Annotated in this window: 27 protein-coding genes; 12 read left to right on the top strand and 15 right to left on the bottom strand. The window is 67.8% G+C overall.

Going from position 1 to position 22,065, the window contains the following annotated elements:
* Window positions 1-10: 10 nt before the first annotated feature.
* Complete coding sequence (locus tag G6N47_RS22640; protein ID WP_083132424.1) at window positions 11-988, bottom strand: proteasome assembly chaperone family protein; 978 nt, start codon at window positions 986-988, stop codon at window positions 11-13.
* Window positions 989-1,126: 138 nt separating this feature from the next.
* Between G6N47_RS22640 and G6N47_RS22635 the strand changes: the two genes are divergently transcribed.
* Window positions 1,127-1,906, top strand: coding sequence for a trypsin-like serine peptidase (locus tag G6N47_RS22635; protein ID WP_083132425.1), 780 nt, complete (start codon window positions 1,127-1,129; stop codon window positions 1,904-1,906).
* Here G6N47_RS22635 and sthA read toward each other — a convergent pair.
* Window positions 1,903-3,309, bottom strand: coding sequence for a Si-specific NAD(P)(+) transhydrogenase (sthA, locus tag G6N47_RS22630; RefSeq protein WP_139799550.1), 1,407 nt, complete (start codon window positions 3,307-3,309; stop codon window positions 1,903-1,905). The genes G6N47_RS22635 and sthA overlap by 4 nt on opposite strands.
* A gap of 146 nt (window positions 3,310-3,455) precedes the next feature.
* On the opposite strand from sthA, the gene G6N47_RS22625 reads away from it, so the two are divergent.
* A complete protein-coding gene (locus G6N47_RS22625) occupies window positions 3,456-4,502 on the top strand; it encodes a DUF4192 domain-containing protein (protein WP_083132427.1) in 1,047 nt (348 codons plus the stop codon).
* Between the two features lie 5 nt (window positions 4,503-4,507).
* Here G6N47_RS22625 and G6N47_RS22620 read toward each other — a convergent pair whose 3' ends face one another.
* The 3 genes from G6N47_RS22620 to G6N47_RS22610 form a co-directional block, all read right to left on the bottom strand.
* On the bottom strand, window positions 4,508-5,194 hold the full coding sequence (locus G6N47_RS22620; protein ID WP_083132428.1) for a metal-dependent transcriptional regulator: 687 nt from the start codon (window positions 5,192-5,194) through the stop codon (window positions 4,508-4,510).
* Between the two features lie 123 nt (window positions 5,195-5,317).
* Entirely contained in the window at window positions 5,318-6,307 is a 990-nt protein-coding gene (gene sigB / locus G6N47_RS22615) for a sigma-70 family RNA polymerase sigma factor SigB (RefSeq protein WP_081968238.1), read from the bottom strand.
* Between the two features lie 119 nt (window positions 6,308-6,426).
* The gene (locus tag G6N47_RS22610; RefSeq protein WP_083132497.1) at window positions 6,427-6,843 is read right to left on the bottom strand and encodes a DUF3099 domain-containing protein; all 417 of its coding nucleotides are present in this window, start codon (window positions 6,841-6,843) and stop codon (window positions 6,427-6,429) included.
* Window positions 6,844-6,886: 43 nt separating this feature from the next.
* On the opposite strand from G6N47_RS22610, the gene G6N47_RS22605 reads away from it, so the two are divergent.
* Window positions 6,887-7,126 carry a DUF3039 domain-containing protein gene (locus G6N47_RS22605; RefSeq protein WP_083132429.1) on the top strand — a complete coding sequence of 80 codons (240 nt, stop codon included), beginning with the start codon at window positions 6,887-6,889 and terminating at the stop codon, window positions 7,124-7,126.
* Here G6N47_RS22605 and G6N47_RS22600 read toward each other — a convergent pair.
* Together G6N47_RS22600 and G6N47_RS22595 are read right to left on the bottom strand one after the other, a co-directional pair.
* Window positions 7,113-8,090: a YihY/virulence factor BrkB family protein gene (locus G6N47_RS22600; RefSeq protein ID WP_083132430.1), complete on the bottom strand. Its 978-nt coding sequence runs from the start codon at window positions 8,088-8,090 to the stop codon at window positions 7,113-7,115. The genes G6N47_RS22605 and G6N47_RS22600 overlap by 14 nt on opposite strands.
* A gap of 63 nt (window positions 8,091-8,153) precedes the next feature.
* Complete coding sequence (locus G6N47_RS22595; RefSeq protein WP_083132431.1) at window positions 8,154-8,348, bottom strand: DUF7455 domain-containing protein; 195 nt, start codon at window positions 8,346-8,348, stop codon at window positions 8,154-8,156.
* A 147-nt stretch (window positions 8,349-8,495) separates the two neighbouring features.
* Here G6N47_RS22595 and G6N47_RS22590 point away from each other — a divergent pair, with 147 nt between their 5' ends.
* Window positions 8,496-8,837, top strand: coding sequence for a DUF952 domain-containing protein (locus G6N47_RS22590; RefSeq protein WP_083132498.1), 342 nt, complete (start codon window positions 8,496-8,498; stop codon window positions 8,835-8,837).
* Here the strand turns inward: G6N47_RS22590 and G6N47_RS22585 are convergent.
* The 3 genes from G6N47_RS22585 to ppgK all read right to left on the bottom strand — a co-directional run bounded on the left by G6N47_RS22585 (window position 8,786) and on the right by ppgK (window position 11,746).
* Window positions 8,786-9,193, bottom strand: coding sequence for a RidA family protein (locus G6N47_RS22585; protein WP_083132432.1), 408 nt, complete (start codon window positions 9,191-9,193; stop codon window positions 8,786-8,788). The genes G6N47_RS22590 and G6N47_RS22585 overlap by 52 nt on opposite strands.
* 34 nt (window positions 9,194-9,227) lie before the next feature.
* Window positions 9,228-10,787: an RNA polymerase sigma factor gene (locus G6N47_RS22580; RefSeq protein WP_083132433.1), complete on the bottom strand. Its 1,560-nt coding sequence runs from the start codon at window positions 10,785-10,787 to the stop codon at window positions 9,228-9,230.
* A gap of 188 nt (window positions 10,788-10,975) precedes the next feature.
* Complete coding sequence (gene ppgK, locus G6N47_RS22575; RefSeq protein ID WP_083132434.1) at window positions 10,976-11,746, bottom strand: polyphosphate--glucose phosphotransferase; 771 nt, start codon at window positions 11,744-11,746, stop codon at window positions 10,976-10,978.
* Between the two features lie 91 nt (window positions 11,747-11,837).
* Here ppgK and G6N47_RS22570 point away from each other — a divergent pair, with 91 nt between their 5' ends.
* The gene (locus tag G6N47_RS22570; RefSeq protein WP_083132435.1) at window positions 11,838-12,701 is read left to right on the top strand and encodes an inositol monophosphatase family protein; all 864 of its coding nucleotides are present in this window, start codon (window positions 11,838-11,840) and stop codon (window positions 12,699-12,701) included.
* A gap of 2 nt (window positions 12,702-12,703) precedes the next feature.
* Here G6N47_RS22570 and cei read toward each other — a convergent pair whose 3' ends face one another.
* The gene (cei, locus tag G6N47_RS22565; RefSeq protein WP_083132436.1) at window positions 12,704-13,351 is read right to left on the bottom strand and encodes an envelope integrity protein Cei; all 648 of its coding nucleotides are present in this window, start codon (window positions 13,349-13,351) and stop codon (window positions 12,704-12,706) included.
* 230 nt (window positions 13,352-13,581) lie between these two features.
* Here cei and G6N47_RS22560 point away from each other — a divergent pair, with 230 nt between their 5' ends.
* Window positions 13,582-13,884 carry a DUF4193 domain-containing protein gene (locus tag G6N47_RS22560; protein ID WP_045382353.1) on the top strand — a complete coding sequence of 101 codons (303 nt, stop codon included), beginning with the start codon at window positions 13,582-13,584 and terminating at the stop codon, window positions 13,882-13,884.
* Between the two features lie 6 nt (window positions 13,885-13,890).
* Here the strand turns inward: G6N47_RS22560 and G6N47_RS22555 are convergent, their stop codons facing one another.
* Window positions 13,891-14,367, bottom strand: a complete 477-nt coding sequence (locus G6N47_RS22555) for a DUF3093 domain-containing protein (RefSeq protein WP_083132437.1) — start codon at window positions 14,365-14,367, stop codon at window positions 13,891-13,893.
* A gap of 25 nt (window positions 14,368-14,392) precedes the next feature.
* Between G6N47_RS22555 and dut the strand changes: the two genes are divergently transcribed.
* Complete coding sequence (gene dut / locus G6N47_RS22550) at window positions 14,393-14,857, top strand: dUTP diphosphatase (protein WP_083132438.1); 465 nt, start codon at window positions 14,393-14,395, stop codon at window positions 14,855-14,857.
* Window positions 14,857-15,585: a DUF3710 domain-containing protein gene (locus G6N47_RS22545; protein ID WP_083132499.1), complete on the top strand. Its 729-nt coding sequence runs from the start codon at window positions 14,857-14,859 to the stop codon at window positions 15,583-15,585. The genes dut and G6N47_RS22545 overlap by 1 nt, the downstream gene beginning before the upstream one ends.
* Here G6N47_RS22545 and G6N47_RS22540 read toward each other — a convergent pair.
* A complete protein-coding gene (locus G6N47_RS22540; protein WP_083132439.1) occupies window positions 15,582-16,283 on the bottom strand; it encodes an alpha/beta fold hydrolase in 702 nt (233 codons plus the stop codon). The genes G6N47_RS22545 and G6N47_RS22540 overlap by 4 nt on opposite strands.
* Window positions 16,284-16,421: 138 nt before the next feature.
* Here G6N47_RS22540 and G6N47_RS29835 point away from each other — a divergent pair, with 138 nt between their 5' ends.
* Window positions 16,422-16,793: an OB-fold nucleic acid binding domain-containing protein gene (locus tag G6N47_RS29835; RefSeq protein WP_045382367.1), complete on the top strand. Its 372-nt coding sequence runs from the start codon at window positions 16,422-16,424 to the stop codon at window positions 16,791-16,793.
* The gene (locus G6N47_RS22530) at window positions 16,790-17,440 is read left to right on the top strand and encodes a DUF3159 domain-containing protein (RefSeq protein ID WP_139799552.1); all 651 of its coding nucleotides are present in this window, start codon (window positions 16,790-16,792) and stop codon (window positions 17,438-17,440) included. Before G6N47_RS29835 ends, G6N47_RS22530 begins: the two co-directional genes overlap by 4 nt.
* Here the strand turns inward: G6N47_RS22530 and G6N47_RS22525 are convergent.
* A complete protein-coding gene (locus tag G6N47_RS22525) occupies window positions 17,391-18,053 on the bottom strand; it encodes a potassium channel family protein (protein ID WP_083132441.1) in 663 nt (220 codons plus the stop codon). The two genes, G6N47_RS22530 and G6N47_RS22525, sit on opposite strands and share 50 nt — an antisense overlap.
* Window positions 18,050-18,721 (bottom strand): potassium channel family protein, encoded by a 672-nt coding sequence (locus G6N47_RS22520; RefSeq protein WP_139799553.1) that lies wholly within the window; start codon window positions 18,719-18,721, stop codon window positions 18,050-18,052. The genes G6N47_RS22525 and G6N47_RS22520 overlap by 4 nt, the downstream gene beginning before the upstream one ends.
* 132 nt (window positions 18,722-18,853) lie before the next feature.
* On the opposite strand from G6N47_RS22520, the gene G6N47_RS22515 reads away from it, so the two are divergent.
* Window positions 18,854-20,848, top strand: coding sequence for an APC family permease (locus tag G6N47_RS22515; RefSeq protein WP_083132443.1), 1,995 nt, complete (start codon window positions 18,854-18,856; stop codon window positions 20,846-20,848).
* A complete protein-coding gene (locus tag G6N47_RS22510; RefSeq protein ID WP_083132444.1) occupies window positions 20,845-22,032 on the top strand; it encodes a class I SAM-dependent RNA methyltransferase in 1,188 nt (395 codons plus the stop codon). The genes G6N47_RS22515 and G6N47_RS22510 overlap by 4 nt, the downstream gene beginning before the upstream one ends.
* Window positions 22,033-22,065 lie beyond the last annotated feature (33 nt).

Raw genomic sequence — 22,065 nt, 5'->3', positions numbered from 1 at the left:
TCGCCAAAGGTCAGGTCGGGTCGTCGTCGTCGAACTTCTTTTCGGCCTGCTGGGCCAAAAACCGCTCGAACTCCGCGCCCAGCTCATCGCCACTGGGCAGATCCTCGTCGCGCGTCAGCAGCGACCTGTTCTCCTGAGCGGCGACAAACGCATCGTACTGGCGCTCCAGCGCAGCTACCACTTGGGCCACCTCCGGGCTGGCCTCGACCTGCTCGTCGATCTTGGCCTGGATGTCGGCCGCCGCTTCTTCGAGGGCCTGCAACGGCAGCTGCAGCGATCCGGTTTTGGCGACCTGTTCCAGCAGCGCCTGCGCGGCGGCCGGATAGTCGGTCTGGGCCAGGTAGTGCGGGACGTGCACGGTGAACCCGACTACCTCGTGGCCGTGCTGGGCCATTCGGTACTCGAGCAGGTTCGACGCGCTGCCGGGCACCTGGACCTCGGCGATCCATGGGGTGAAATCGGCGATCAGCTCGCGGTTGTTGGAGTGCGCCGTCATGGTCACCGGCCGGGTGTGGGGGACCGCCATCGGGATGGTGCCCAGGCCGATGGTCTGCCGGACCCCGAGACGTTCGGCCAGCAGTCGCACCGCGCTGATGAAGCGCTCCCACTTTAGGTCAGGCTCCATGCCGGCTAGCAGCAGAAACGGCGTGCCGACGCTGTCGTGCAGGGCGTACAGGCTCAGCTCGGGGTCGTCGTAGCTGGTGAAGTGGTCGGTCTTGAACGTCATCAGCGGGCGTCGCGAGCGGTAGTCCAGCAGCTCGTCGATCGCAAACGACGCCACCAGCTCGGTGTCCAGCGCCTCTTTGAGGTGGGTGGCGGCCAGCCGGATCGCGTGACCTGCGTCGGAAAAGCCCTCCAAGGCATGCACCAGTACCGGTCCGCGCCCATCCGACGACGACAACTGCGGCGCGGGGAACTCGAGCTCATACATCCCGTTCTGTTCGGGCTGGTAGTTCTGTCCCTGGTCCGGGGGCTGGTGGTGGCCCATCGATTGCCTCCTCGTCGTGGCGCGGCGTATCGCACCGCCTCATACAGTCTCTCGCAGATCGGCGGGCAACACCCGCCCGTACGTCCAAACGCGGTGCCGGAAGACCGCATTCCGCATGATCGGGCATGATCGGCGGTGATGCGACGAGTGGTGGCGGGCCTGTCGGTGCTGGCCGTGCTGCTGGCGGCGTGCGGGCAGCGGGCGGCGTCGGCGCCGATCACCGCCACGTCCGAGCATGCCGTGGTCAACGGCATTGCGGCGGGCCCGGTGCCGCCCGACCCGCGGGTGGGCGCGATCTTTCTCGGCGGCGGTGACCTGCACACCTGTACCGGCTCGGTGCTGCATTCCGCCGGCGGCGACCTGGTGCTCACGGCGGCGCACTGCCTGGCCGCGGGGTTGCCGACGAACTTCGTCCCTGGGTTTTCGGGGTCCGCCCCGCCGGCCGAGGTCTGGACGGTCGACACCGTGTATCTCGATCCGCGCTGGCTGGCGACCCAGGACCCGCGCGCCGACTATGCGATCGCGCGGGTCAGCCGCCCCGACGGTGCCGCGGTCGAGGCGAGGGCCGGCTCAGCGCTGTCGCTGGGCAGCGCCCCCGGACCGGGCACCCGGGTCAGCGTCGTCGGCTATCCGGTCGGCGCCGGTGGCGCGCCGATCGGCTGCCGGGCCGAAACGGCGCTGACGCAGGGGACCTACCCCACGCTGCCCTGTGCCGGGCTGGTCGACGGCACCAGCGGCGCGCCGTGGATCAGCGGGTCGACGGTGACGGGCGTGATCGGTGGGCTGGACGGCGGCGGCTGCGAGGAAAACGTCTCGTATTCGGCGCCATTCGACGAGCAGACCACCGCGCTATTGGACCGTGCCGAGGCCGGCGGGCCGGGCGATGTTGCCCCGCAAGCCTTTAACGACCCCTGCTAACTGCGGAACTGGTTGAGCGCCCGCATCTTGTTCGTGACGTCGAGTGCCGCCACCTTGTAGGCCTCCGAGAACGTCGGATAGTTGAACACCGCGTCGACCAGGTAGTCGACGGTGCCGCCGCAGCCCATCACGGCCTGCCCGATGTGCACCATCTCGGTGGCGCTGGTGCCGAAGATGTGCACGCCGAGCAGCGTGCGGTCCTCGGTCGACGCGAGCAGCTTGAGCATGCCGTAGGAGTCGCCGGCGATCTGGCCGCGGGCCAGCTCGCGGTAGCGGGCCACCCCCACCTCGTAGGGGATCGCGTCCTTGGTCAGCTCGACCTCGGTGGCGCCCACGTAGGAGACCTCCGGGATCGAGTAGATGCCGATCGGCTGCAGATCGGTCATGCCGTCGGTGGGCTCGCCGAACGCGTGATAGGCGGCCAGCCGGCCCTGGTCCATCGAGGTGGCGGCCAGGGCGGGGAAGCCGATCACGTCGCCGACGGCGTAGATGTGGTCGACCTTGGTGCAGAACTGGTCGTCGACGAAAATCCGGCCGCGGTGGTCGGTCTCCAACCCGGCCTTGTCCAGGTCGAGATCCTCGGTCTGGCCCTGGCGCCCCGCGGAGTACATCACGGTCTCGGCGGGGATCTGCTTGCCGCTGGCCAGCGTGGTGACGGTGCCGACGGAGCCGACGTCCACCGCGGTGACCTCCTCGCCGAACCGGAACGTGACGGCCAGGTCCCGCAGATGGAATTTCAGCGCCTCGACGATCTCCGGGTCGCAGAAGTCCAGCATCGTCTCGCGCTTTTCCACGACCGTCACCTTGGTGCCCAGCGCGGCGAACATCGACGCGTATTCGATGCCGATCACGCCGGCGCCAACCACCACCATCGACGACGGCAGCGACTTGAGATCGAGAATGCCGTCGGAGTCCAGCACGCGTTCCTCGTCGAACTCGACCCCGCCGGGCCGCACCGGCTTGGTGCCGGTGGCGATCACGATGAAGTCGCCGGAGACGGTGACACGTTCGCCGCGCGACGCGTCCTCCACCAGAATGGTATGTGGGTCGACGAAGCGACCATGTCCGACGATCAGGTCAATTCGGTTGCGCATCAACTGATTTCGCACCACGTCGACTTGCTTGCCGATCACGTGCTGGGTGCGGGCCAACAGGTCGGCCGGGGTGATCTTGTCCTTGACGCGATAACTCGCGCCGTACAGTTCGCGCTGGCTCATCCCGGTGAGATAGACCACCGCTTCCCGCAACGTTTTCGACGGGATAGTTCCGGTGTTGACGCAGACCCCGCCCAGCATCCGGCCGCGCTCGACGACGGCGACCGACTTGCCAAGCTTGGCCGCGGCGATCGCCGCTTTCTGCCCGCCCGGACCAGAACCGATGACAACCAGGTCGTACTCCCGCATCGAACCCATGAGATAGACATCTACGCTGATTCGTCAAATCTCGCACGCCGACGGCGCGATACACAGTTGCGAGTTCGTCCCCAGCGGGCCGATCGCGGGGCCCGCCCGTGCACACCGTGACGGTGCCGGTTGCCAGCGTTCGCGCTATGACAACGCATCGAACAGACTTTGAACTGAACCGCCCCGGCGCATTGATCGCCGCGCTGCCGGCCGTCTTGGGTTTTGTCCCGGAAAAATCACTGGTGCTGGTGTCGATCGACGCCGGCGAGCTCGGCTCGGTCATGCGCGTCGACCTGTCCGACAAGCTGCCCGGCCGGCTGGGGCACCTTGCGGACGTCGCCGCCGCAGCGGATCCCGAGGCTGCCATCGCGGTCCTGGTCGACGCCGACGGCGCCGGCTGTCCGGTCTGCAACGAGGAATACCGGGAGCTGTGCGCCACCCTCACCGACGAGTTGGCGCAACGCGACATCGTGTTGTGGGCCGCGCATGTAGTGGACCGGGTGGCTCCCGGCGGGCGGTGGCACTGCGTCGACGGCTGCGGTTCGGCCGGGCCGGTCGACGACCCGTCGGCGTCGCCGCTGGCGCTGGCCGCGGTGCTGGACGGCCGGCGGCTGTACGCGCGACGTGCCGACCTGCAGGCGGTCATCGCCGCCGACGACAGTGCCGAACTGGCCGCGCTCGTCGAGCAATGCGCCGCGGCCCGCGACGCCGCGTGCCGCGCGGATCCGGTCGGCTGCGGCCGCCGCGACGTGGAAGCGGCGATGGCCGCCGCGGCGCGGGTAGCTGACGGACACGGGCTCGACGATGCGGAGGTGGCCCGGCTGGGCTGCGCGCTGGTTGACGTGCAGGTCCGCGACACGCTCTACGCCCTTGCCGTCGGCGAGAACGCCGGTGCCGCCGAGTCGCTGTGGGCGCTGCTGTCGCGCCGCCTGCCCGCGCCGTGGCGGACCGAAGCGCTGGTGTTGCTGGCGTTCAGCGCGTACGCCCGCGGCGACGGGCCGCTGGCCGGGGTGTCGCTGGAGGCCGCGCTGCGCTGCGAGCCCGGCCACCGGATGGCGGGCATGCTCGACACCGCGTTGCAGTCGGGGCTGCGGCCGGAGAACATCCGGGAGCTCGCGCTCACCGGCTATCGGCTGGCTCGCCGGCTCGGGGTGCGGCTACCGCCGCGGCGGAGCTTCGGCCGCGCAAGCTAAGCGCGCTAGACCTTCTCGACCTTGACGGCGTGGGCCATCTCGTGCGGCAAGCTCACGTTCTCGTGGCCCGGTATCACGATCGTCACACCGCCGGCCGGGTTGGTCTCGACAGTGACTCGCGCGTTGGGCACCACGCCGGCGTCCTTCAGGCGGGTGATCAGGTCGATGTCGCCCTGGACATGCTCGGTGAGCTGGCGCACCACCACCGCGACCGGGGAGCCGGCCGGCAGCTCGGTCAACCGCACCAGGTTGGCGTCCTCAGCGCCGGATTCCACGCCGAGGTCCAGCAGCCCGGGGATCGGGTTGCCGAACGGCGAGGTGGTCGGGTTGTTGAGCACCTGCACCAGGCGACGCTCGACGTCCTCGCTCATGACGTGCTCCCAGCGGCAGGCCTCGGCATGCACGTCTTCCCACGGCAGCCCGATGACATCGACCAGCAGCCGCTCGGCGAGCCGGTGCTTGCGCATCACGGCGATGGCCAGCGCCCGGCCCTTGTCGGTCAACTCGAGGTGCCGATCGCCGGCGACGTGCACCAGCCCGTCGCGCTCCATCCGGGACACGGTCTGGCTGACAGTGGGTCCGCTCTGGTCGAGCCGCTCGGCGATACGCGCGCGCAGCGGCGTCACGCCCTCTTCCTCGAGGTCGTAGATCGTCCGCAGATACATCTCGGTGGTATCAACCAGGTCGTTCATTCCGCACCCTCCGTCGCAGCTCGAGTCTACTTGGCCAGCTGCGTGAATGGTTCGCTAACACACTCGCACCGCCACGGCAGGAGTATGCCCGCCGCGTGGCGGCGGGCATACTCCTGCTCGGTTTCAGCTGGCGTAAGAGCGCAGCCGGTCGGCGCGTTCGCCGTTGCGCAGCTTGGCCATCACCTCGCGCTCGATCTGGCGAACCCGTTCACGGGACAGCCCGAACAGCTTGCCGATCTGGTCCAGCGTGCGCGGCTGCCCGTCGTCGAGGCCGAAGCGCAGCCGGATCACCTGATGCTCGCGCTCGTCGAGCGTTGCCAGCACGCTGCGGATGTCGGTGTGCAGCAACTCGGCGATCACCGCGTTCTCGGCGGACATCGCCTCGGCGTCTTCGATGAAGTCGCCCAGCGGGGCTTCCTCTTCGGAGCCCACCGGCATGTCGAGGCTGACCGGGTCACGGCTGTGCTCGAGCAGGTCGTTGATCTTGTCGACCGGAATGCCCGACTCGGCGGCGAGCTCCTCGTCGGTGGCCTCGCGACCGAGGTTCTGGTGCATCTCCCGCTTGATGCGCGCCAGCTTGTTGACTTGCTCGACGAGGTGAACCGGCAACCGGATGGTGCGGCTCTGGTCGGCCATGCCACGGGTGATCGCCTGCCGGATCCACCAGGTTGCATACGTGGAGAACTTGAATCCCTTTGTGTAGTCGAACTTTTCCATCGCGCGGATCAGTCCGAGGTTGCCTTCCTGGATGAGATCCAGCAGCGGCATGCCGCGACCGGTGTAGCGCTTGGCCAGCGACACCACCAGCCGCAGATTGGCTTCCAGCAGATGCCGGCGCGCCGCTTCGCCGTCGCGAACAACGGCCTGCAGATCACGTTTGCGGTTCTCGCCGAGCCGCTTACGGGTTTCCAGGAGATGCTGGGCGTAAAGCCCGGCCTCGATGCGCTTGGCGAGTTCGACTTCGTCAGCGGCGTTCAGCAACGCCGTCTTGCCGATGCCGTTCAGATACACGCGCACCAAGTCCGCGGCTGGGCTTTGAGCGTCCAGATCGCTGTCAACCCGGCTTGTGGTGGCATTTGCCATAGCGGCCTCCCGATCGGCTTGAACTGTCACGTGGTCCAACGACCAACCTGAGCCAAGAGTTCCCACCACGCGCCGATCTCACACGCTTTGACGTGCACAAATGTCGCCGCGACCTGTGAAAGTGCTGAGAAACTGCAGCCGGTGGCCGATTACGCGGAACCCGGGCGCTCCGGCGGTTCCGGTTGCGGAGCCGGTCCACGGCGCGGCTCGAGCGCGGGCCGCTCGGCGGTCGGAAAAATCGGGGTACGGCGACGGGTGGCATCGAACCGCCGGGGCTCGTCGGCGCGGCGCGGCGGCCGGTCGTTGGCAATCAGCACGGCCATCCACGGCAACGGAATTGACGCCACCAGAATCAGCAGCGAGATCAGACCGTTGTGCCAGGCGCCGTAGGCCAGTGCGGCCAACACCAGCGCGGGAATCCGGAATGCCATCAGCGTCAGGTACTTGCGGACTCGCTCGCGATGCTGCACCTCATAGGAGGGGGCAGCCGCGGTGATCAGCACTGGCCGACCGTCGTCGTCGAAACCCAGCTCGGGGCTGTGCTTCATATCTTTACTGTCCCACACTCCGTCGACTCTGTCGTAACCGGTTTCCGGCACAATATGAGGCATGCAGACCCAGACGATCGAGCGCACCGATACCGACGAACGCGTCGACGACGGGACGGGCAGCGACACTCCGAAATACTTCCACTACGTCAAGAAAGACAAGATCGCCGAGAGCGCCGTGATGGGCACGCATGTCGTCGCGCTATGCGGCGAAGTGTTCCCGGTGACCCGGTCGGCCAAGCCGGGGTCGCCGGTGTGCCCGGATTGCAAGCGGATCTACGACCAGCTCAAGAAGAGCTGACCCGCGCGGCGCCGAGGTCGCGAGCACACTCGACGTCCGTGCCGGTCTCGTCGCTGTTGCCGATCCCCGTGCGTGCCTTCAGCCAGCGCCGCAGCCGGTGTGTATGAGTGGCCGGCGCCGGCCACTCTTCCTGGATGGCGGCGTTGAGCTCGGCGCCCAGCATGATCGCGAACCCGCCGAAGAAGGCGAATAACAAGAAGGCGATCGGGGTGGCCAACGCCCCGTAGGTGTAGCCGGTGCTGTTGATCCAGCGCAGGTAGAAACGCAAACCCAGTGTGGCGATGAGGAATACGACGGTGGCCAACATCGCGCCGAGGACCAGCCGGTGTGTCGGCAGCGCTTCGGGCAGCGCCACCCGGTACAGGATCATCACGGCGACCATCAACCCGACGATCAGTGCCGGGTAATAGCCGATGTTCAACCAGCTGTCAGGGACGAATTGCTCCACCTTCCGCGGGCCCTGCACCATCAGCGGCGCGGTGGCGATCAGGAAGAGCAGCATCGCGACGTACAACCCCAGCGCGTAGAGCCGCTGACGCACCGGATGGCGCAGGGGCGTTTGGTCGTGGGCCTCGACCACGGAATCCACGAACGCTGACACGGCCGACGAGCCGGCCCACAGCGAGATCACGAAGCCCAGCGACACCACCTCGCCGCGCGCGCCCTTGTCGATGTCGCTGATCGTCGGCTTGATGATCTCGTTGACGACGTTGTCGGAAAAGAAACTGTGTGCCATGGTCACCAATCGGTGCTCGATGGCAGGCAGGGTGTCCGGGCCGAACAGCGGTGCGACGTAGGCGAGGCTCCCGAGCATGCCCAGCAGTAGCGGCGGCAAGGACAGCGCCGACCAGAACGCCGCCTGCGCCGACTCGGAAAAGATGGAGTCGTCCCAGCTTTTCGACAAGGTCCGGCGGGTGACGCGCCAGATGTGGTGGCGTGAGGGCTTCGGGATCTGGCTGCTCATGATCAGTCCAGGATTCCTGACGTGGCGTGCCGCCGCGCGGATTGCCGACGGGCGAGTTGTGGCCTACGGCTCCAGCGGGGGGCTGACTTCGAGCACGGCAGCCAACTCGATCAGCTTGGCCTCGTGTTCATTCGCGTGATGCTGGCAGAAGAGAAGTTCGGCACCTGAGGGCAGCTTGGCACGCACCCGTGCGGCGGCGCCACACCGGTCGCATCGATCAGCCCTTGTCAGTTCCGGACTGGTCAAAGTTGCGTTCATGGCTACTCCTTCTGGCCTAACTCCACTGTCTCAAATGTCGGGGCGTTTGGCCTTCTTCCCCGAGGGTTACCCGGTGTGTCGTTTCTCACGCCTGTCCAGGTGCCGGTCGGGCAGGCTGGTTCGGTGAACTCCCAACCCGCGGTGCTGATGCACCTGTGTTCAACAGACGAGTGGACCCGCGCGCAGGCCTGCGGTGAGCTTCGCCCGCAATCACTGGCCGACGCCGGCTTCGTCCATCTGTCGGCGCCCGAACAAGTGCACCTGCCGGCCAACCGGCTCTACCGTGGCCGCACCGACCTGGTGCTGCTCCGCATCGACCCGGCCCGGTTGGCTTCGCCGGTGCGTTGGGAACCCGGTGTAGCAACGGATCCGCAGGCGATGCTGTTCCCGCATCTGTACGGGCCACTGCCAATCGGCGCTGTGATCGGTGTCACCAGCTACCGGCCGGGTCCTGACGGCGTCTTTCCGCCGGCAGCGGAATCTATATAGGCGTCGGCCTCGATCTCCACGAGCAAGTCGGGTGCGATGAGCGCCGAGACCTCGACCATAGTGGCCGCGGGCCGGATCTTTCCGAAGACGTCGGCGTGTACTTCGCCGACCTCGCGCCAGCGCGAAATATCGGTCACGTAGATGCGGGTGCGGACGACATCGGCGAGAGCCGCGCCGGCTTCGCCCAGCGCAATCTCGATGCGGCGCAAGCAATCCCGGGTCTGCGTTGCGATGTCGTCGCCGGCCCCGGTTGTTCCCGATACCGCCACATGCGGGCCGATCCGCACGGCCCGCGAATAGCCGACGGCGGATTCGTAATCTGATCCGGACGAGACGAGGACGCGGCGCGATGACATGCCGTCAGGCTATTGCATTGCGCGGCAAGAGCGCTCAGTCGAGGTAGTCGCGCAGGACCTGCGAACGACTGGGGTGGCGCAGCTTCGACATCGTCTTGGACTCGATCTGGCGGATACGTTCGCGGGTGACGCCGTAAACCTGGCCGATCTCGTCGAGGGTGCGGGGCTGGCCGTCGGTGAGCCCGAAGCGCAGCCGAACGACGCCTGCCTCGCGTTCGGACAACGTCTCCAGCACCGACTGCAGCTGGTCTTGCAGAAGGGTGAACGAGACGGCGTCGACGGCGACCACCGCTTCGGAATCCTCGATGAAATCGCCGAGTTGGCTGTCACCCTCGTCGCCGATCGTCTGGTCCAGTGAGATCGGCTCGCGGGCGTACTGCTGGATCTCCAGCACCTTCTCCGGAGTGATGTCCATTTCCTTGGCGAGCTCCTCCGGAGTGGGCTCGCGGCCAAGGTCCTGCAGCAGCTCGCGCTGGATGCGGCCGAGCTTGTTGATCACCTCGACCATGTGCACCGGGATGCGGATGGTGCGGGCCTGATCGGCCATCGCGCGGGTGATCGCCTGGCGGATCCACCATGTCGCGTAGGTGGAGAACTTGTAACCCTTGGTGTAGTCGAACTTTTCGACCGCGCGGATCAGGCCCAGGTTGCCCTCCTGGATCAGGTCGAGAAACGCCATGCCGCGGCCGGTGTAACGCTTGGCCAGCGACACCACCAGTCGCAGATTCGCTTCCAGCAGATGGTTTTTCGCGCGGTCGCCGTCACGACAAATCCACATCATGTCGCGGCGCTGGGCGGCGGGCAGCTTTTCGCCGCGCTCGGCCATCTCGGCCATCAGCTGGGTGGCGTACAAGCCCGCCTCGATTCGCTTGGCCAGCTCCACCTCTTCTTCGGCGTTGAGCAGGGCCACCTTGCCGATCTGCTTGAGGTAGGCGCGCACCGAGTCGGCCGACGCGGTGAGCTCGGCATCCTTGCGGGCCTGCCGCAACGCCTCGGACTCGTCCTCGTCCCATACGAAATCGCCTGAGGCTTTGTCCTTTTCGGTTGGCTCGGCGATTTCCTCGTCGTCGTCGGACGTCTCGGCGCTCGCTGCGGCCGGGTCGGCATCCGCTTCCGCCTCGTCGGTGTCCTCCGGCTCGACGTCGGTGTCGTCGTCGCCCTCGGACGCTACGTCTTCCTCGAGGTCCTCGAGGGTGAGGTCGGCGTCCAACTCGAGGTCTTCGCCAGGCTCGCCGTCGAGTTCCGGTTCCGCATCGAGCTCATCGACTTCATCTTCGAGGGCATCGGCGACAACCTCGGCGCCTTTGGTGGCGTCCTTGGCGGACGCGGCTTTCTTGGCCCGTCCACGCGCGGGTGCCGACTTGGCGGCGCTTTTTGCCGGTGCGCGGCCCTTTTTCGCTGTGTCGGCGGCCGCCTTGGCGGTTTTCGCGGGTGTCTTGCTGGCTCGTGTTGATGTCTTGGTAGCCCGTTTGGCGGGGGCGGAGCCGTTGGCGGACTTGGCCGCGGATCGCTTCGCCCCGGCTTTGGCGGGGGACTTGGTAGCGGTGCGCTTCACCGGCTCATCGGTTGCCGGGCTTGCTTTGGTCGCTGCCACGAAAACCCCTTCGGTCGCCTCAAGTTGTCGCGCCGAGCCTTCGGCGCGGTTGGCGTGCGCTACCGAAAGTGTCGGCTATGTCGGATGTCGGCCTTGATATCAGCTTGGATGCTCGCCGCCAGTGTTGGGCGGCTGCCGCTGACCATTGTAACGACACGGGCCGGTACTGCCGCCCCGAGCGCGCAAATTCAGTGGGTGACGTCGCTGGTAGCCGCCATCGCCGCGCCGACGATCCCCGCGGTGTTTTGCAGGGCGGCGGCCACCACCGGTGTCCGGTTTTCCAGCAGCGGCACCCATTTGTCGGCCTTGCGGCTGATGCCGCCGCCGGCGATGAACAGATCGGGCCACAATGCGTTCTCGAAGGCGACCAGCACCTTGGTCACCTGCTTGGCCCACTTCTGGTAGCTCCAGCCCTTGTTGTCCCGGACCGACGACGCGGCGCGGTGCTCGGCTTCTTTGCCGTCGACGTCGACGTGTCCCAACTCGGTGTTGGGCAGCAGTATCCCGTTGTGGATCAGCGCCGAGCCGATCCCGGTACCGAACGTGAGCAGGATTACCAACCCGGTCTGGTCCTTGCCCGCCCCATAGCGTTCTTCGGCGAGCCCGGCGGCATCGGCGTCGTTGAGGACGACGATCTCTTGACCATTCAGTTCGGCGCTGATGATGTCGCGCGCGTTGGTGCCGATCCACGCCTTGTCGACGTTGGCCGCCGTCTGCACGACGCCCTGGGTGACGACGCCGGGATAGGTCACCCCCAGCGGGCCGGACCAGCCGAATTCGTTGACGACCGCCGCAATCGTCTTGGCCACCGCCGGCGGCGTGGCGGGCTGTGGTGTCGGCAGCTTGAACCGGTCACCGACCAGCTGACCGGTGTCCAAGTCCACGATCCCGCCCTTGATGCCGCTGCCGCCGACGTCGACGCCGAAACCCCGCCGCTGCGGTGAGTCGCTACTGGTCATCGGAACTCCTCGGGCGAGACGGGCCTGTCGGACCACACCCTAATGCGTCCATGCGCGGCCCACCGCCAGATCGCTGTGCTGCGATAGACCGGTGAGCACACCTGACAACCAGCCCGCTCGCCTGCGTGCGGTCGCCGAAGCGTTGGCCGGCGAGGCGGCCGACTTCGTGCGCCGCCGCCGCGCCGAGGTGTTCGGCGCCGACGCCAACGGCGCGGCGAGTGGGGCGGTGCAGAGCAAGACCACCCCGACCGATCCGGTCACCGTCGTCGACACCGAAACCGAGCGGCTGTTGCGGGATCGGTTGGCGCAACTGCGATCCGGCGACCCGATTCTCGGCGAGGAGGGCGGCGGGCCCGCCGATTCGGCCGCAGCCGGCGCGGTCACCTGGGTGCTCGACCCCATCGACGGCACGGTGAACTTCGTCTACGGGATCCCGGCCTACGCGGTGTCGGTGGCGGCACAGATCGACGGCGTGTCGGTGGCGGGTGCGGTCGCCGACGTCGTCGCGGGGCGGGTGTATTCGGCGGCGACGGCACTCGGCGCTCATCTCACCGACGCGAACGGAGCCCGCCGGCTGCGGTGCAGCGCGGTCGACGATTTGTCGATGGCGCTGCTGGGTACCGGATTCGCGTACTCGCGGCGGCGGCGCACCGCGCAGGCGGCGCTGGCGGCGAAGATGCTGCCGGTGGTCCGCGACGTGCGCCGCATCGGTTCTGCCGCACTGGATTTGTGCATGGTGGCGGCCGGGGGGCTGGATGCCTACTACGAGCACGGCCTGCACGTGTGGGACTGCGCGGCCGGGGCACTGATCGCCGCCGAGGCGGGGGCCCGGGTGGTGTTGCCGGCGGAGTCGGACGGCAGCGCCGGCCTGGTGGCCGCCGCGGCGCCCGGGATCGCCGACGAATTGCTCGCCGCCCTCGAACGATTCGACGGCCTGGCCCCGATTCCCGGCTGAACTCAGCAGCTGCTGGAGTGCACCTTCGACAGCAGGGCCGGATCGGCGGGCTCGGCGCCCGGACGCAATCCGGCGAGCACCGCGTCGATGTCGTCGCTGTGCGTCAGCGCGGTGAAGTCGGTGCCCAGGGCGAGATCGACGGAGTCGTCGGCGCGGTCGTCGCGGAACAACTCGGTGCACGGCGCCACCAGCCACACCGCCGCGGCCGAGGCCTGGCCCGCCTCGCCGAAGCGGATCTGTCCCTGGCAGGTCAGCCGAGTGCCCTCGTAGATCGGATCGTTGGCGGCTGTCGGCTGCGCGAAGCCGAGGTCGTGCAGCGCATTGGCGACGTCGGCGGCCTGACCGCCGCGCCCGCTGGCATTGAGGACACGGATCTTGGTGTCGGCCAGTCTCGCCGGTGCGACGTTCGTCATCGTGCTGCGGGACACCGGCTCACCCAACCGTGGCTTTGCCGGATCCGACTGGCCTGGCGGCGGATTGCACACCGCGGCCTCGTGGACCTCGGGCGGACGGGTCAGTGCGATCGTCCATACCACGGCGGTCGCCACCAGCAGGACGATCAACAGGCAAATGGCGGGCCGGGCGTTGCGGCGCCGAAAAGGGCGACCGTGTTTGTCGAAGGCGGTGCCTTCGGTGATGAGCGCGACCACACGAGCACTCTAAAGGCGATCGCAAGCGCGGCGCAGCCGGGCGCGGCGGGTCGCCGCCGATTGAGTTCAGCGCGATGTTTAGGGCGGGATACCGCGGTTAAATTATCTGTGTGACGTAAATCACACTTGAAGACAGCGGGATACGGGCACGAATCGTTTGGTGGATGCGTTCGACGCTGGTACAAAGCGTTGCTTGCACAGTTTTCAAGGGGGAGCGAGGGGAGAGGCCGATGGCTACCGACTATGACGCCCCACGGCGAACCGAGACCGACGACGTTTCGGAGGATTCGCTGGAGGAGCTCAAAGCCCGGCGGAACGAAGCGGCGTCGGCCGTGGTCGACGTCGACGAGTCCGAGTCCGCCGAATCATTCGAACTGCCTGGCGCCGACTTGTCCGGCGAAGAGTTGTCCGTCCGCGTTGTTCCCAAGCAGGCCGACGAGTTCACCTGCTCCAGTTGCTTTCTGGTGCAACACCGCAGCCGGCTCGCCAGCGAGAAGAACGGCGTGATGATCTGTACCGACTGCGCGGCCTGATCGGGATCAGCTGCGCAATGCCGATAGCACCCGCTCCGGGTGGCGGCAGCTCACCAGCCAGTACGGCGTCGGGTCATCGGGGTCGTCGAGCACGACGAGCACCATGGGACCGACCCAGGCTCGGTGCAGCACAAAGGCCGCGGGATCGAGCTGACGCCCCAGCGCCGCCGACTTGGCCGAGCGGGGGATTTCCGCGGAGCGGGCGATCACGGTGACCGGCAGGTGCGCGTCGGCAGCCCATAGTTCGACCCCCTCGTCGCCGACGGTGACTCGTATCTCCATTCGCCCCAACCACAGCAGCGCACCGGTAGCCACAGCGAACAGCACCGCGAACGGCAGCCAGTTCGGCAGCGCGGGCACCCCCTGGTTGACCTCCAGGGCGACGATCGCCGCGAGCGCGAAACCTGGCGGCCACCACCACCATGGCACCCACAAACGCTCGCGATACCGCACGCTTTGCGGCGCGACACGCGTACCCGACACGCGGTCAAGGGTAATCTGTGCCCCCGTGTCGACCAGTCTGGCAGTTGTCCGTCTCGACCCCGGGCTCCCGCTGCCCAGCCGCGCCCACGACGGCGACGCCGGCGTCGATCTCTACAGTGCCGAAGACCTCGAACTCGCGCCCGGGCATCGCGCCCTGGTGCGGACCGGCGTCGCGGTGGCCATCCCGTACGGGATGGTCGGTTTGGTCCATCCACGCTCCGGATTGGCTGCGCGCGTTGGGCTTTCGATCGTCAATAGTCCAGGCACCATCGATGCCGGCTATCGCGGCGAGATCAAGGTGGCACTGATCAACCTCGACCCTGCGACGCCGATCGCGGTGCACCGGGGTGACCGCATCGCGCAGCTGCTGGTGCAACGGGTCGAGTTGGTCGACCTGGTCGAAGTGGCGTCGTTCGACGAGGCCGGGCTCGCCGAGACCTCCCGGGGCGACGGCGGCCACGGCTCCTCCGGTGGACATGCGAGTCTGTGATGGCATTCGGTAGGCGCAAACCCAAAGACGACGACCCGGAAGTTGCGGCGGCACAGCCGGAACCGTCGGCCGAGCCCGAACCCGAGGTGGAGCTCGACGGCCCCTTCGACATCGAGGATTTCGACGACCCCGCGGCCGCGGAAGTGGCCCGGCTGGACCTGGGCTCGGTGTTGATCCCGATGCCGGCGGAGGGCCAGCTGCAGGTCGAGCTCACCGAGACGGGCATTCCCAGCGCGGTGTGGATCGTGACACCGAACGGCCGCTACACCATTGCCGCGTATGCGGCGCCCAAAACGGCCGGCCTGTGGCGCGAGGTGGCCGGCGAGCTCGCCGACTCGCTGCGCAAGGACGGGGCCCAGGTGAGCATCCAGGACGGTCCGTGGGGCCGGGAGGTGGTCGGCACCGGGGCCGGAGTGGTGCGGTTCATCGGGGTCGACGGGTATCGCTGGATGATCCGCTGCGTGGTCAACGGGGCGCCGGAGGCCATCGACGCGTTGACCGTGGAAGCACGAGAAGCCTTGGCGGACACCGTGGTTCGTCGCGGCGATACGCCGCTGCCGGTGCGGACACCGCTGGCGGTGCAGCTGCCCGAGCCCATGGCAGCCCAACTTCGGGAGGCCGCGGCCCAGCAGGCGGCCGCGCAGCAGGACGCGTCCGCGCCTGCCGAGCGCCGCAGTGCCGCCGGGTCGGCAATGCAGCAGTTGCGCAGCAGCACAACCGGAGGCTAGGCGGCGTCGCGCAGTGCGGCCAGGCACGCGGTGCCCAGCGCGGCCGGGTCCTCGCCGATCTCATCGAGCGTCACCGACCGCAACGCCGCCCGCGGCGCGGCGGCCGCCCATTCGACTCCGACGTGCAGCGGGTGGATCGGGTCGTCGGTCGCGGCGGCGACGCCCAGCGGCGCGGCCAGGCGCGCCAGCTCCGCGCGGCTCGGTGCCACGTATGCCGCCGCCGCGTCCATCGCGTCGGGCAGGTGCGGCCACAGGCCCCGCCATGACCGGGCCAGCTCGTCGCCCAGCCATTGCGGGCTGGATGCCCGCATCTGGGCGGTCGTCGCGGCCAGCCCGTGGTGACGCAGCTGCTGGGCCGAATGCCGGGCCGCCAGAGCCGCCGGAGCGCCGTCGGGGGCGCCGGTCCAGGCGGGCAGCGCCGCCAGCACCGCGATCGCGCGGTCAGGATGCCGCAGCGCCCACCGGGCGGCCACCGCGGCACCGATCGAAACACCGCCGACGGCGATCGGGCCGCGCCGTGCAGCGTCGTCCAGGGCGGCCAGGTATCCGTCGATCAAGCGGCCCGGCTGCGGCGGCGGCGCCACGACCAGCGCACCCGCATCGCGCAGCGGTCCTCCGAACGCACGGTCGATGTAGTCGTCGTCGGATCCAGTTCCGGGCAGCACGACGGTCGTCACACCGTGCAAGTCGACAGGCACAGACTTGATACTGCCCGGCGTTTACGGGTACTCCACCGTCAGCCCAGGGGGCCGCATGGCGCCCGGGAACTAACGGGTCTACGGTGTCCGTTGGCATAACGGAGATTCGGCTCGGCCGAATTGTTCGAAAAGTAGGTGATGGCGACGGCCGAAGGTTATCTGCGCCGGCTCACCCGTCGACTGACGGAGGACCCCGAGCAGCGCGACGTCGAAGAGCTGTCCGACGAGGCGGTCAACACCGGCGCGCAGCGGGCGATCGACTGCCAGCGCGGGCAAGAGGTCACGATGGTCGGAACCCTGCGCAGCGTGGAAGCCAACGCCAAGGGATGCGCCGGCGGGGTCCGCGCCGAGTTGTTCGACGGCACCGACACCGTCGCGCTGGTGTGGCTGGGCCAACGCCGGATCCCCGGAATCGACTCCGGTCGCACGCTGCGGGTGCGAGGCCGGCTGGGCAAGCTGGACAACGGCACCAAAGCGATTTACAACCCGCACTACGAAATTCAGCGGTGACGGCTTCTCCTAAGCCGGCGATTCTGACCCAGCTCGGCGGCGTCAGCGGGCTCGTCTACTCCTCGTTGCCGGTGGTCGTCTTTGTGGCCGTCTCCGCCGCCGCCGGCCTGATAGCTGCGATTGGCGCGGCGGTCGGGGTGGCCGCAATTGTCCTGCTGTGGCGGCTGATTCGGCGCGACTCCGTCCAGCCCGCGGTGTCCGGTTTCGTCGGCGTCGCCATCTGCGCGGTGATCGCTTACGCGGTGGGAGAGTCGAAAGGCTATTTCCTGCTGGGCATCTGGACGTCGTTGCTGTGGGCAGTGGTCTTCACGGTGTCGGTGTTGATCCGCCGGCCCGTCGTCGGCTACCTGTGGAGCTGGCTCGGCGGGCACGACCGCGGCTGGCGCGACGTGCGTGGTGCGGTCTATGCCTTCGATGTCGCGACGCTGACCTGGGTGCTGGTTTTCGCGGCTCGTTTCGTGGTGCAGCGGTTGCTCTACCAGGCCGATCACACGGGCTGGCTGGCAGTGGCGCGGATCACGATGGGCTGGCCGTTGACCGCCGTCGCAGCCGTGGTGACCTACATGGCCGTCAAGGTAGTGCAACGCGCGCTTGGCGCTAGTGCGCCGGCAGAAGCAGCTGGCGCAGCTCCGCCTCCACCTCAGTAACCGCGACGAACAACAGCTCGTCGCCGCCTTCCAGCGGTTCGTCGGCCTGCGGAACGATCACTCGCGGTCCCCGCAGGATCGTTACCAGCGCCGCGTCGCGGGGCAGCTGCAGTTTGCGCACCGGCTTGCCACCCCACGGCGTGTCGTCGGGCAGCGTGATCTCGACCAGGTTGGCCTGTCCCTTGCGAAACTCCATCAGCCGCACCAGATCTCCGACCGCGACCGCCTCTTCGACCAGCGACGCCAGCATTCGCGGCGTCGACACCGCCACGTCGACGCCCCAGGCGTCGGTGAAGAGCCACTCGTTGCGCGGATCGTTGACCCGCGCCACCACCCGCGGCACCGCGAACTCGGTCTTGGCCAGCAGGCTCAGCACCACGTTGGCCTTGTCGTCGCCGGTGGCGGCGATCACCACGTCGAACTCCTCGAGGTGCACCGACTCCAGCAAGCTGAGCTCGCAGGCGTCGCCCAGCCGCCAGTGCGCGGCCGGGATGGCGTCGACGTCGAGATGTTCGGGGTTGCGCTCGATCAGGCTGACCTCGTGGCCGCTTTCGAGGAGCTCCCGGGCAATCGAGCGGCCGACCGCGCCCGCTCCGGCGATTGCGACCTTCACGATTCCAAGTCCTCGCTCGGCGGCAGGGCGGCAATGGCCATCGCCTCGGCGGCGCGGCCGGATATCGCGGCGATGTAGACCTGGTCGCCGGCCTGAATGACGGTCTTCGGTTCGGGCAGTAGCCCGCTGCCGAACCGGATCAGGAACGCCACGCGTGCGCCGGTGGCGGTCTCCAGGGCGGTGAGCCGATGCCCCACCCAGTCCTCGTGCAGCACCACCTCGACGACGGCGACGGTGCCGGTCGGGTCACGCCATTTGGTGGTTTCGCTTTCCCGCAGCAGGGCGTTGAGCAGGCGGTCGGTGGTCCACGGCACCGTCGCGATGGTGGGGATACCGAGGCGCTCGTAGACCGCCGCGCGTTTGGCGTCGTAGATGCGTGCCACCACGCGCTGCACACCGAAGGTCTCGCGGGCCAGCCGCGCCGAAATGATGTTCGAGTTATCGCCGGACGACACCGCGGCAAAAGCCTCGGCCTCCTCGATCCCGGCCCGCAGCAACACGTCGCGGTCGAAGCCCAGGCCCAGCACCCGCTCACCGGCGAAATCCGGGCTCAGCCGGTTGAAGGCAGTGCCGTCACGGTCGATGACCGCGACATCGTGGCCGATCCGGGACAGGCCGTCGGCCACCGAAGACCCCACCCGGCCGCACCCCATCACTACTACCCGCACCTGAGGTCCTTTCGGCGTCCCCTACTCGTCGGGCCGGCGGCGCCAACCGCGTTGGCCAGCCGATTTGCGCCCGGAACATTCTCGTCTAGGGAACGCTACCGCCCGCGGCCGGTGGGCTTACTCTTGGCTCTCGTGTCCAAACTTTCGACGGCGGCGCGCCGGTTGGTGTTGGGTCGGCCGTTTCGCAGCGATCGGCTGAGTCATACCCTGCTGCCCAAGCGGATCGCGCTGCCGGTGTTCGCCTCGGATGCGCTGTCGTCGGTGGCTTACGCGCCCGAGGAAGTTTTCCTCATGCTGTCGGTGGCCGGGCTGGCCGCCTACTCGCTGACACCGTGGATCGGGCTGGCGGTGGCCGCGGTCATGCTGGTCGTGGTGGCGAGCTACCGCCAAAACGTGCACGCCTACCCGTCGGGCGGCGGCGACTACGAGGTGGTCACCACCAACCTCGGCGCCAACGCAGGGCTGACCGTGGCCAGTGCGCTGATGGTGGATTACGTTCTGACCGTTGCTGTTTCGACAGCATCGGCGATGTCGAACATCGGCTCGGCCATCCCTTTCGTGGCTGACCACAAGGTGCTGTTCTCGGTCAGCGCGATCCTTCTGGTGATGGCGATGAACCTGCGTGGGGTCCGCGAATCCGGTGTGGCATTTGCCATCCCGACCTACGCGTTCATCGTCGGGGTGGGCACCATGCTGGTCTGGGGGCTGTTTCGGATCTACGTGCTCGGCGACCCGCTGCGCGCCGAATCCGCCGGCTTCCAGATGCATGCCGAACAAGGCAAGATCGTCGGCGTCGCGCTGGCATTCCTGGTGGCCCGGTCGTTTTCGTCCGGATGCGCGGCGCTGACCGGTGTGGAAGCGATCAGCAACGGGGTGCCCGCATTTCGTAAACCCAAGTCGCGCAACGCCGCCACCACGCTGTTGATGCTGGGCGTCATCGCGGTGAGCCTGCTGATGGGCATCATCGTGCTGGCCGAGAAAACCGGGGTGCAGATCGTCGACGACCCGGCCAGGCAGCTATCCGGTGCGCCGCCCGACTACAACCAGAAGACTCTGGTCGCGCAGTTGGCGCAAGCCGTGTTCGGCAGCTTTCACATCGGCTTCCTGCTGATCGCCGCGGTGACCGCTCTCATCCTGGTGCTGGCGGCCAACACAGCGTTCAACGGCTTCCCGGTGCTGGGCTCGGTGCTCGCTCAACACAGCTACCTGCCCCGCCAGCTGCACACTCGCGGCGACCGCTTGGCATTCTCCAACGGGATCGTATTCCTTTCGGTGGCAGCTCTTTCGGCGATCATCGCCTTCCGTGCCCAAGTCACGGCGCTCATCCAGCTCTACATCGTGGGGGTGTTCATCTCCTTCACGCTGAGCCAGATCGGGATGGTCAAGCACTGGACCCGATTGCTGCGCAACGAAACCGACCCGGGTGCCCGCCGCAAGATGATGCGCTCACGGGTGGTCAACACCGTCGGCTTCGTGTCCACCGGCACGGTGCTGCTTGTCGTGCTGGTCACCAAATTCCTTGCCGGAGCATGGATTGCGGTGGTGGCGATGACGGCGCTGTTCATCATGATGAAGGCGATCCGCAAGCACTACGATGCGGTCAGCCGGGAACTGCAGGAGCAGGCCGCTGAAAACGAGGGCGTGGTGTTGCCCAGCCGCAACCATGCCCTGGTGTTGGTGTCCAAGTTGCATCTGCCGACGCTGCGGGCGCTGGCCTATGCGCGCGCAACCCGTCCCGACGTGCTGGAGGCTGTCACGGTCAGCGTCGACGACGCGGAAACCCGTGAGTTGGTGCGCAAGTGGGAAGACAGCGATATCTCGGTGCCGCTCAAGGTCATTGCCTCGCCATACCGTGAGGTCACCCGCCCGGTGCTCGAGTACGTCAAACGGGTCAGCAAAGAGTCGCCGCGCACCGTGGTGACGGTGTTCATCCCGGAATACGTGGTGGGGCACTGGTGGGAACAGGTGCTGCACAACCAGAGCGCGTTGCGGCTCAAGGGACGGCTGCTGTTCATGCCCGGCGTGATGGTGACGTCGGTTCCGTGGCAGCTGACGTCGTCGGAGCGGCTCAAGACGCTGCAGCCGCATGTGGCTCCGGGCGATGCCCGACGGGGAATCTTCGATTGATCGAACTGACCCTGACCGTCGGCGCACCGGCGAACGGAGGCAGCTGCGTGGCTCGCCACGACGGCCGGGTGGTGTTCGTCCGCTATGCGCTGCCCGGCGAACGCGTGCGCGCGCGGGTCACGGCAGACCGGAATTCCTATTGGCACGCCGAGACAATCGAGGTGATCGAGCCGTCGGACGACCGCGTCGAATCGTTGTGCCCGATCGCGGGGGTGGACGGCGCGGGCTGTTGCGACCTGGCGTTCGCCGAGCCGACGGCGGCACGCGCGTTCAAGGCCGAGGTGGTGACGAATCAGCTTGCCCGCCTTGGTGATCACCGCTGGGACGGCGTCGCCGAACCGCTGTCTGCAAACGGTGCGACCGGATGGCGCACCCGGGTGCGGCTGGACGTCGGTGCCGACGGTCGCGCCGGCTTTCACCGCTACCACAGCGACGAACTGGTCACCGAGCTGAACTGCGCTCAACTGCACCCCGGGATGACCGACGGACTGGATGCGCTCGAATGGCCGCCGGGCGTACACCTGCATGTCGCCCTCGACGACGACGATCAGCGCCACGTGGTATGCAGCGCGCGGCAGGGCCGCCGAACGTCGACCGACGTTGTCGAGGGCAGCTATCAGGCTGTGCAGCGGGTGGGCCGGCGCAGCTGGCGGGTGCCGGTGACGGCGTTCTGGCAGGCCCACCGCGACGCGGCGCGGTGCTACAGCAGATTGGTCGCCGAATGGGCGCAGGCCGGTTCCGGCATGACGGCCTGGGACCTCTACGGCGGCGCCGGGGTGTTCGCCGCGGTGCTGGGCGACGCGGTCGGCGAGACCGGGCGGGTGGTGAGCGTCGACACGTCGCGGGCAGCGGCGCGGGCCGCGCGCGCCGCACTGTCGGATCTCCCCCAAGTGTCGGTGGTCAACGATTCGGTCCGCCGGGCCCTGACCGCAGAGCCTGTCCGCGCCGACGTGGCGGTCCTGGATCCGCCGCGCTCAGGCGCCGGGCGTGAGGTCATCGATCTGCTGGCCGCCGCCGAGGTGCCGAGGATTGTGCATATCGGGTGCGAGGCAGCATCTTTCGCTCGCGACATCGGCTTGTACCGCAGCCACGGTTATGTCGTGGAGAACATCCGGGTGTTCGACTCGTTCCCGTTGACTCACCATGTCGAGTGCGTGGCGCTACTCTGCCGCGAGCGTGCATAGTTGTACAGGGTTTGCGGCCTGTCGGCGTACATA

It is taken from the genome of Mycobacterium branderi (assembly GCF_010728725.1).
GTDB classification, from domain to species: Bacteria; Actinomycetota; Actinomycetes; order Mycobacteriales; family Mycobacteriaceae; genus Mycobacterium; species Mycobacterium branderi.
Note: the sequence above shows the minus strand (reverse complement) of the source record. Positions and strands in the feature narration are given on the sequence as shown.

What these genes read in the sequence shown, in the direction of transcription:
- sthA (WP_139799550.1), bottom strand. Translation starts at nt 3,309, where the DNA reads ATGCGGGAGTACGACCTGGTTGTCATCGGTTCTGGTCCGGGCGGGCAG.
- G6N47_RS22635 (WP_083132425.1), top strand. Translation starts at nt 1,127, where the DNA reads ATGCGACGAGTGGTGGCGGGCCTGTCGGTGCTGGCCGTGCTGCTGGCG.
- G6N47_RS22600 (WP_083132430.1), bottom strand. Translation starts at nt 8,090, where the DNA reads ATGAGCAGCCAGATCCCGAAGCCCTCACGCCACCACATCTGGCGCGTC.
- G6N47_RS22560 (WP_045382353.1), top strand. Translation starts at nt 13,582, where the DNA reads ATGGCTACCGACTATGACGCCCCACGGCGAACCGAGACCGACGACGTT.
- G6N47_RS22545 (WP_083132499.1), top strand. Translation starts at nt 14,857, where the DNA reads ATGGCATTCGGTAGGCGCAAACCCAAAGACGACGACCCGGAAGTTGCG.
- G6N47_RS22585 (WP_083132432.1), bottom strand. Translation starts at nt 9,193, where the DNA reads ATGTCATCGCGCCGCGTCCTCGTCTCGTCCGGATCAGATTACGAATCC.
- G6N47_RS29835 (WP_045382367.1), top strand. Translation starts at nt 16,422, where the DNA reads ATGGCGACGGCCGAAGGTTATCTGCGCCGGCTCACCCGTCGACTGACG.
- ppgK (WP_083132434.1), bottom strand. Translation starts at nt 11,746, where the DNA reads ATGACCAGTAGCGACTCACCGCAGCGGCGGGGTTTCGGCGTCGACGTC.
- G6N47_RS22605 (WP_083132429.1), top strand. Translation starts at nt 6,887, where the DNA reads ATGCAGACCCAGACGATCGAGCGCACCGATACCGACGAACGCGTCGAC.
- G6N47_RS22595 (WP_083132431.1), bottom strand. Translation starts at nt 8,348, where the DNA reads ATGAACGCAACTTTGACCAGTCCGGAACTGACAAGGGCTGATCGATGC.
- G6N47_RS22625 (WP_083132427.1), top strand. Translation starts at nt 3,456, where the DNA reads ATGACAACGCATCGAACAGACTTTGAACTGAACCGCCCCGGCGCATTG.
- G6N47_RS22620 (WP_083132428.1), bottom strand. Translation starts at nt 5,194, where the DNA reads ATGAACGACCTGGTTGATACCACCGAGATGTATCTGCGGACGATCTAC.
- G6N47_RS22640 (WP_083132424.1), bottom strand. Translation starts at nt 988, where the DNA reads ATGGGCCACCACCAGCCCCCGGACCAGGGACAGAACTACCAGCCCGAA.
- G6N47_RS22590 (WP_083132498.1), top strand. Translation starts at nt 8,496, where the DNA reads ATGCACCTGTGTTCAACAGACGAGTGGACCCGCGCGCAGGCCTGCGGT.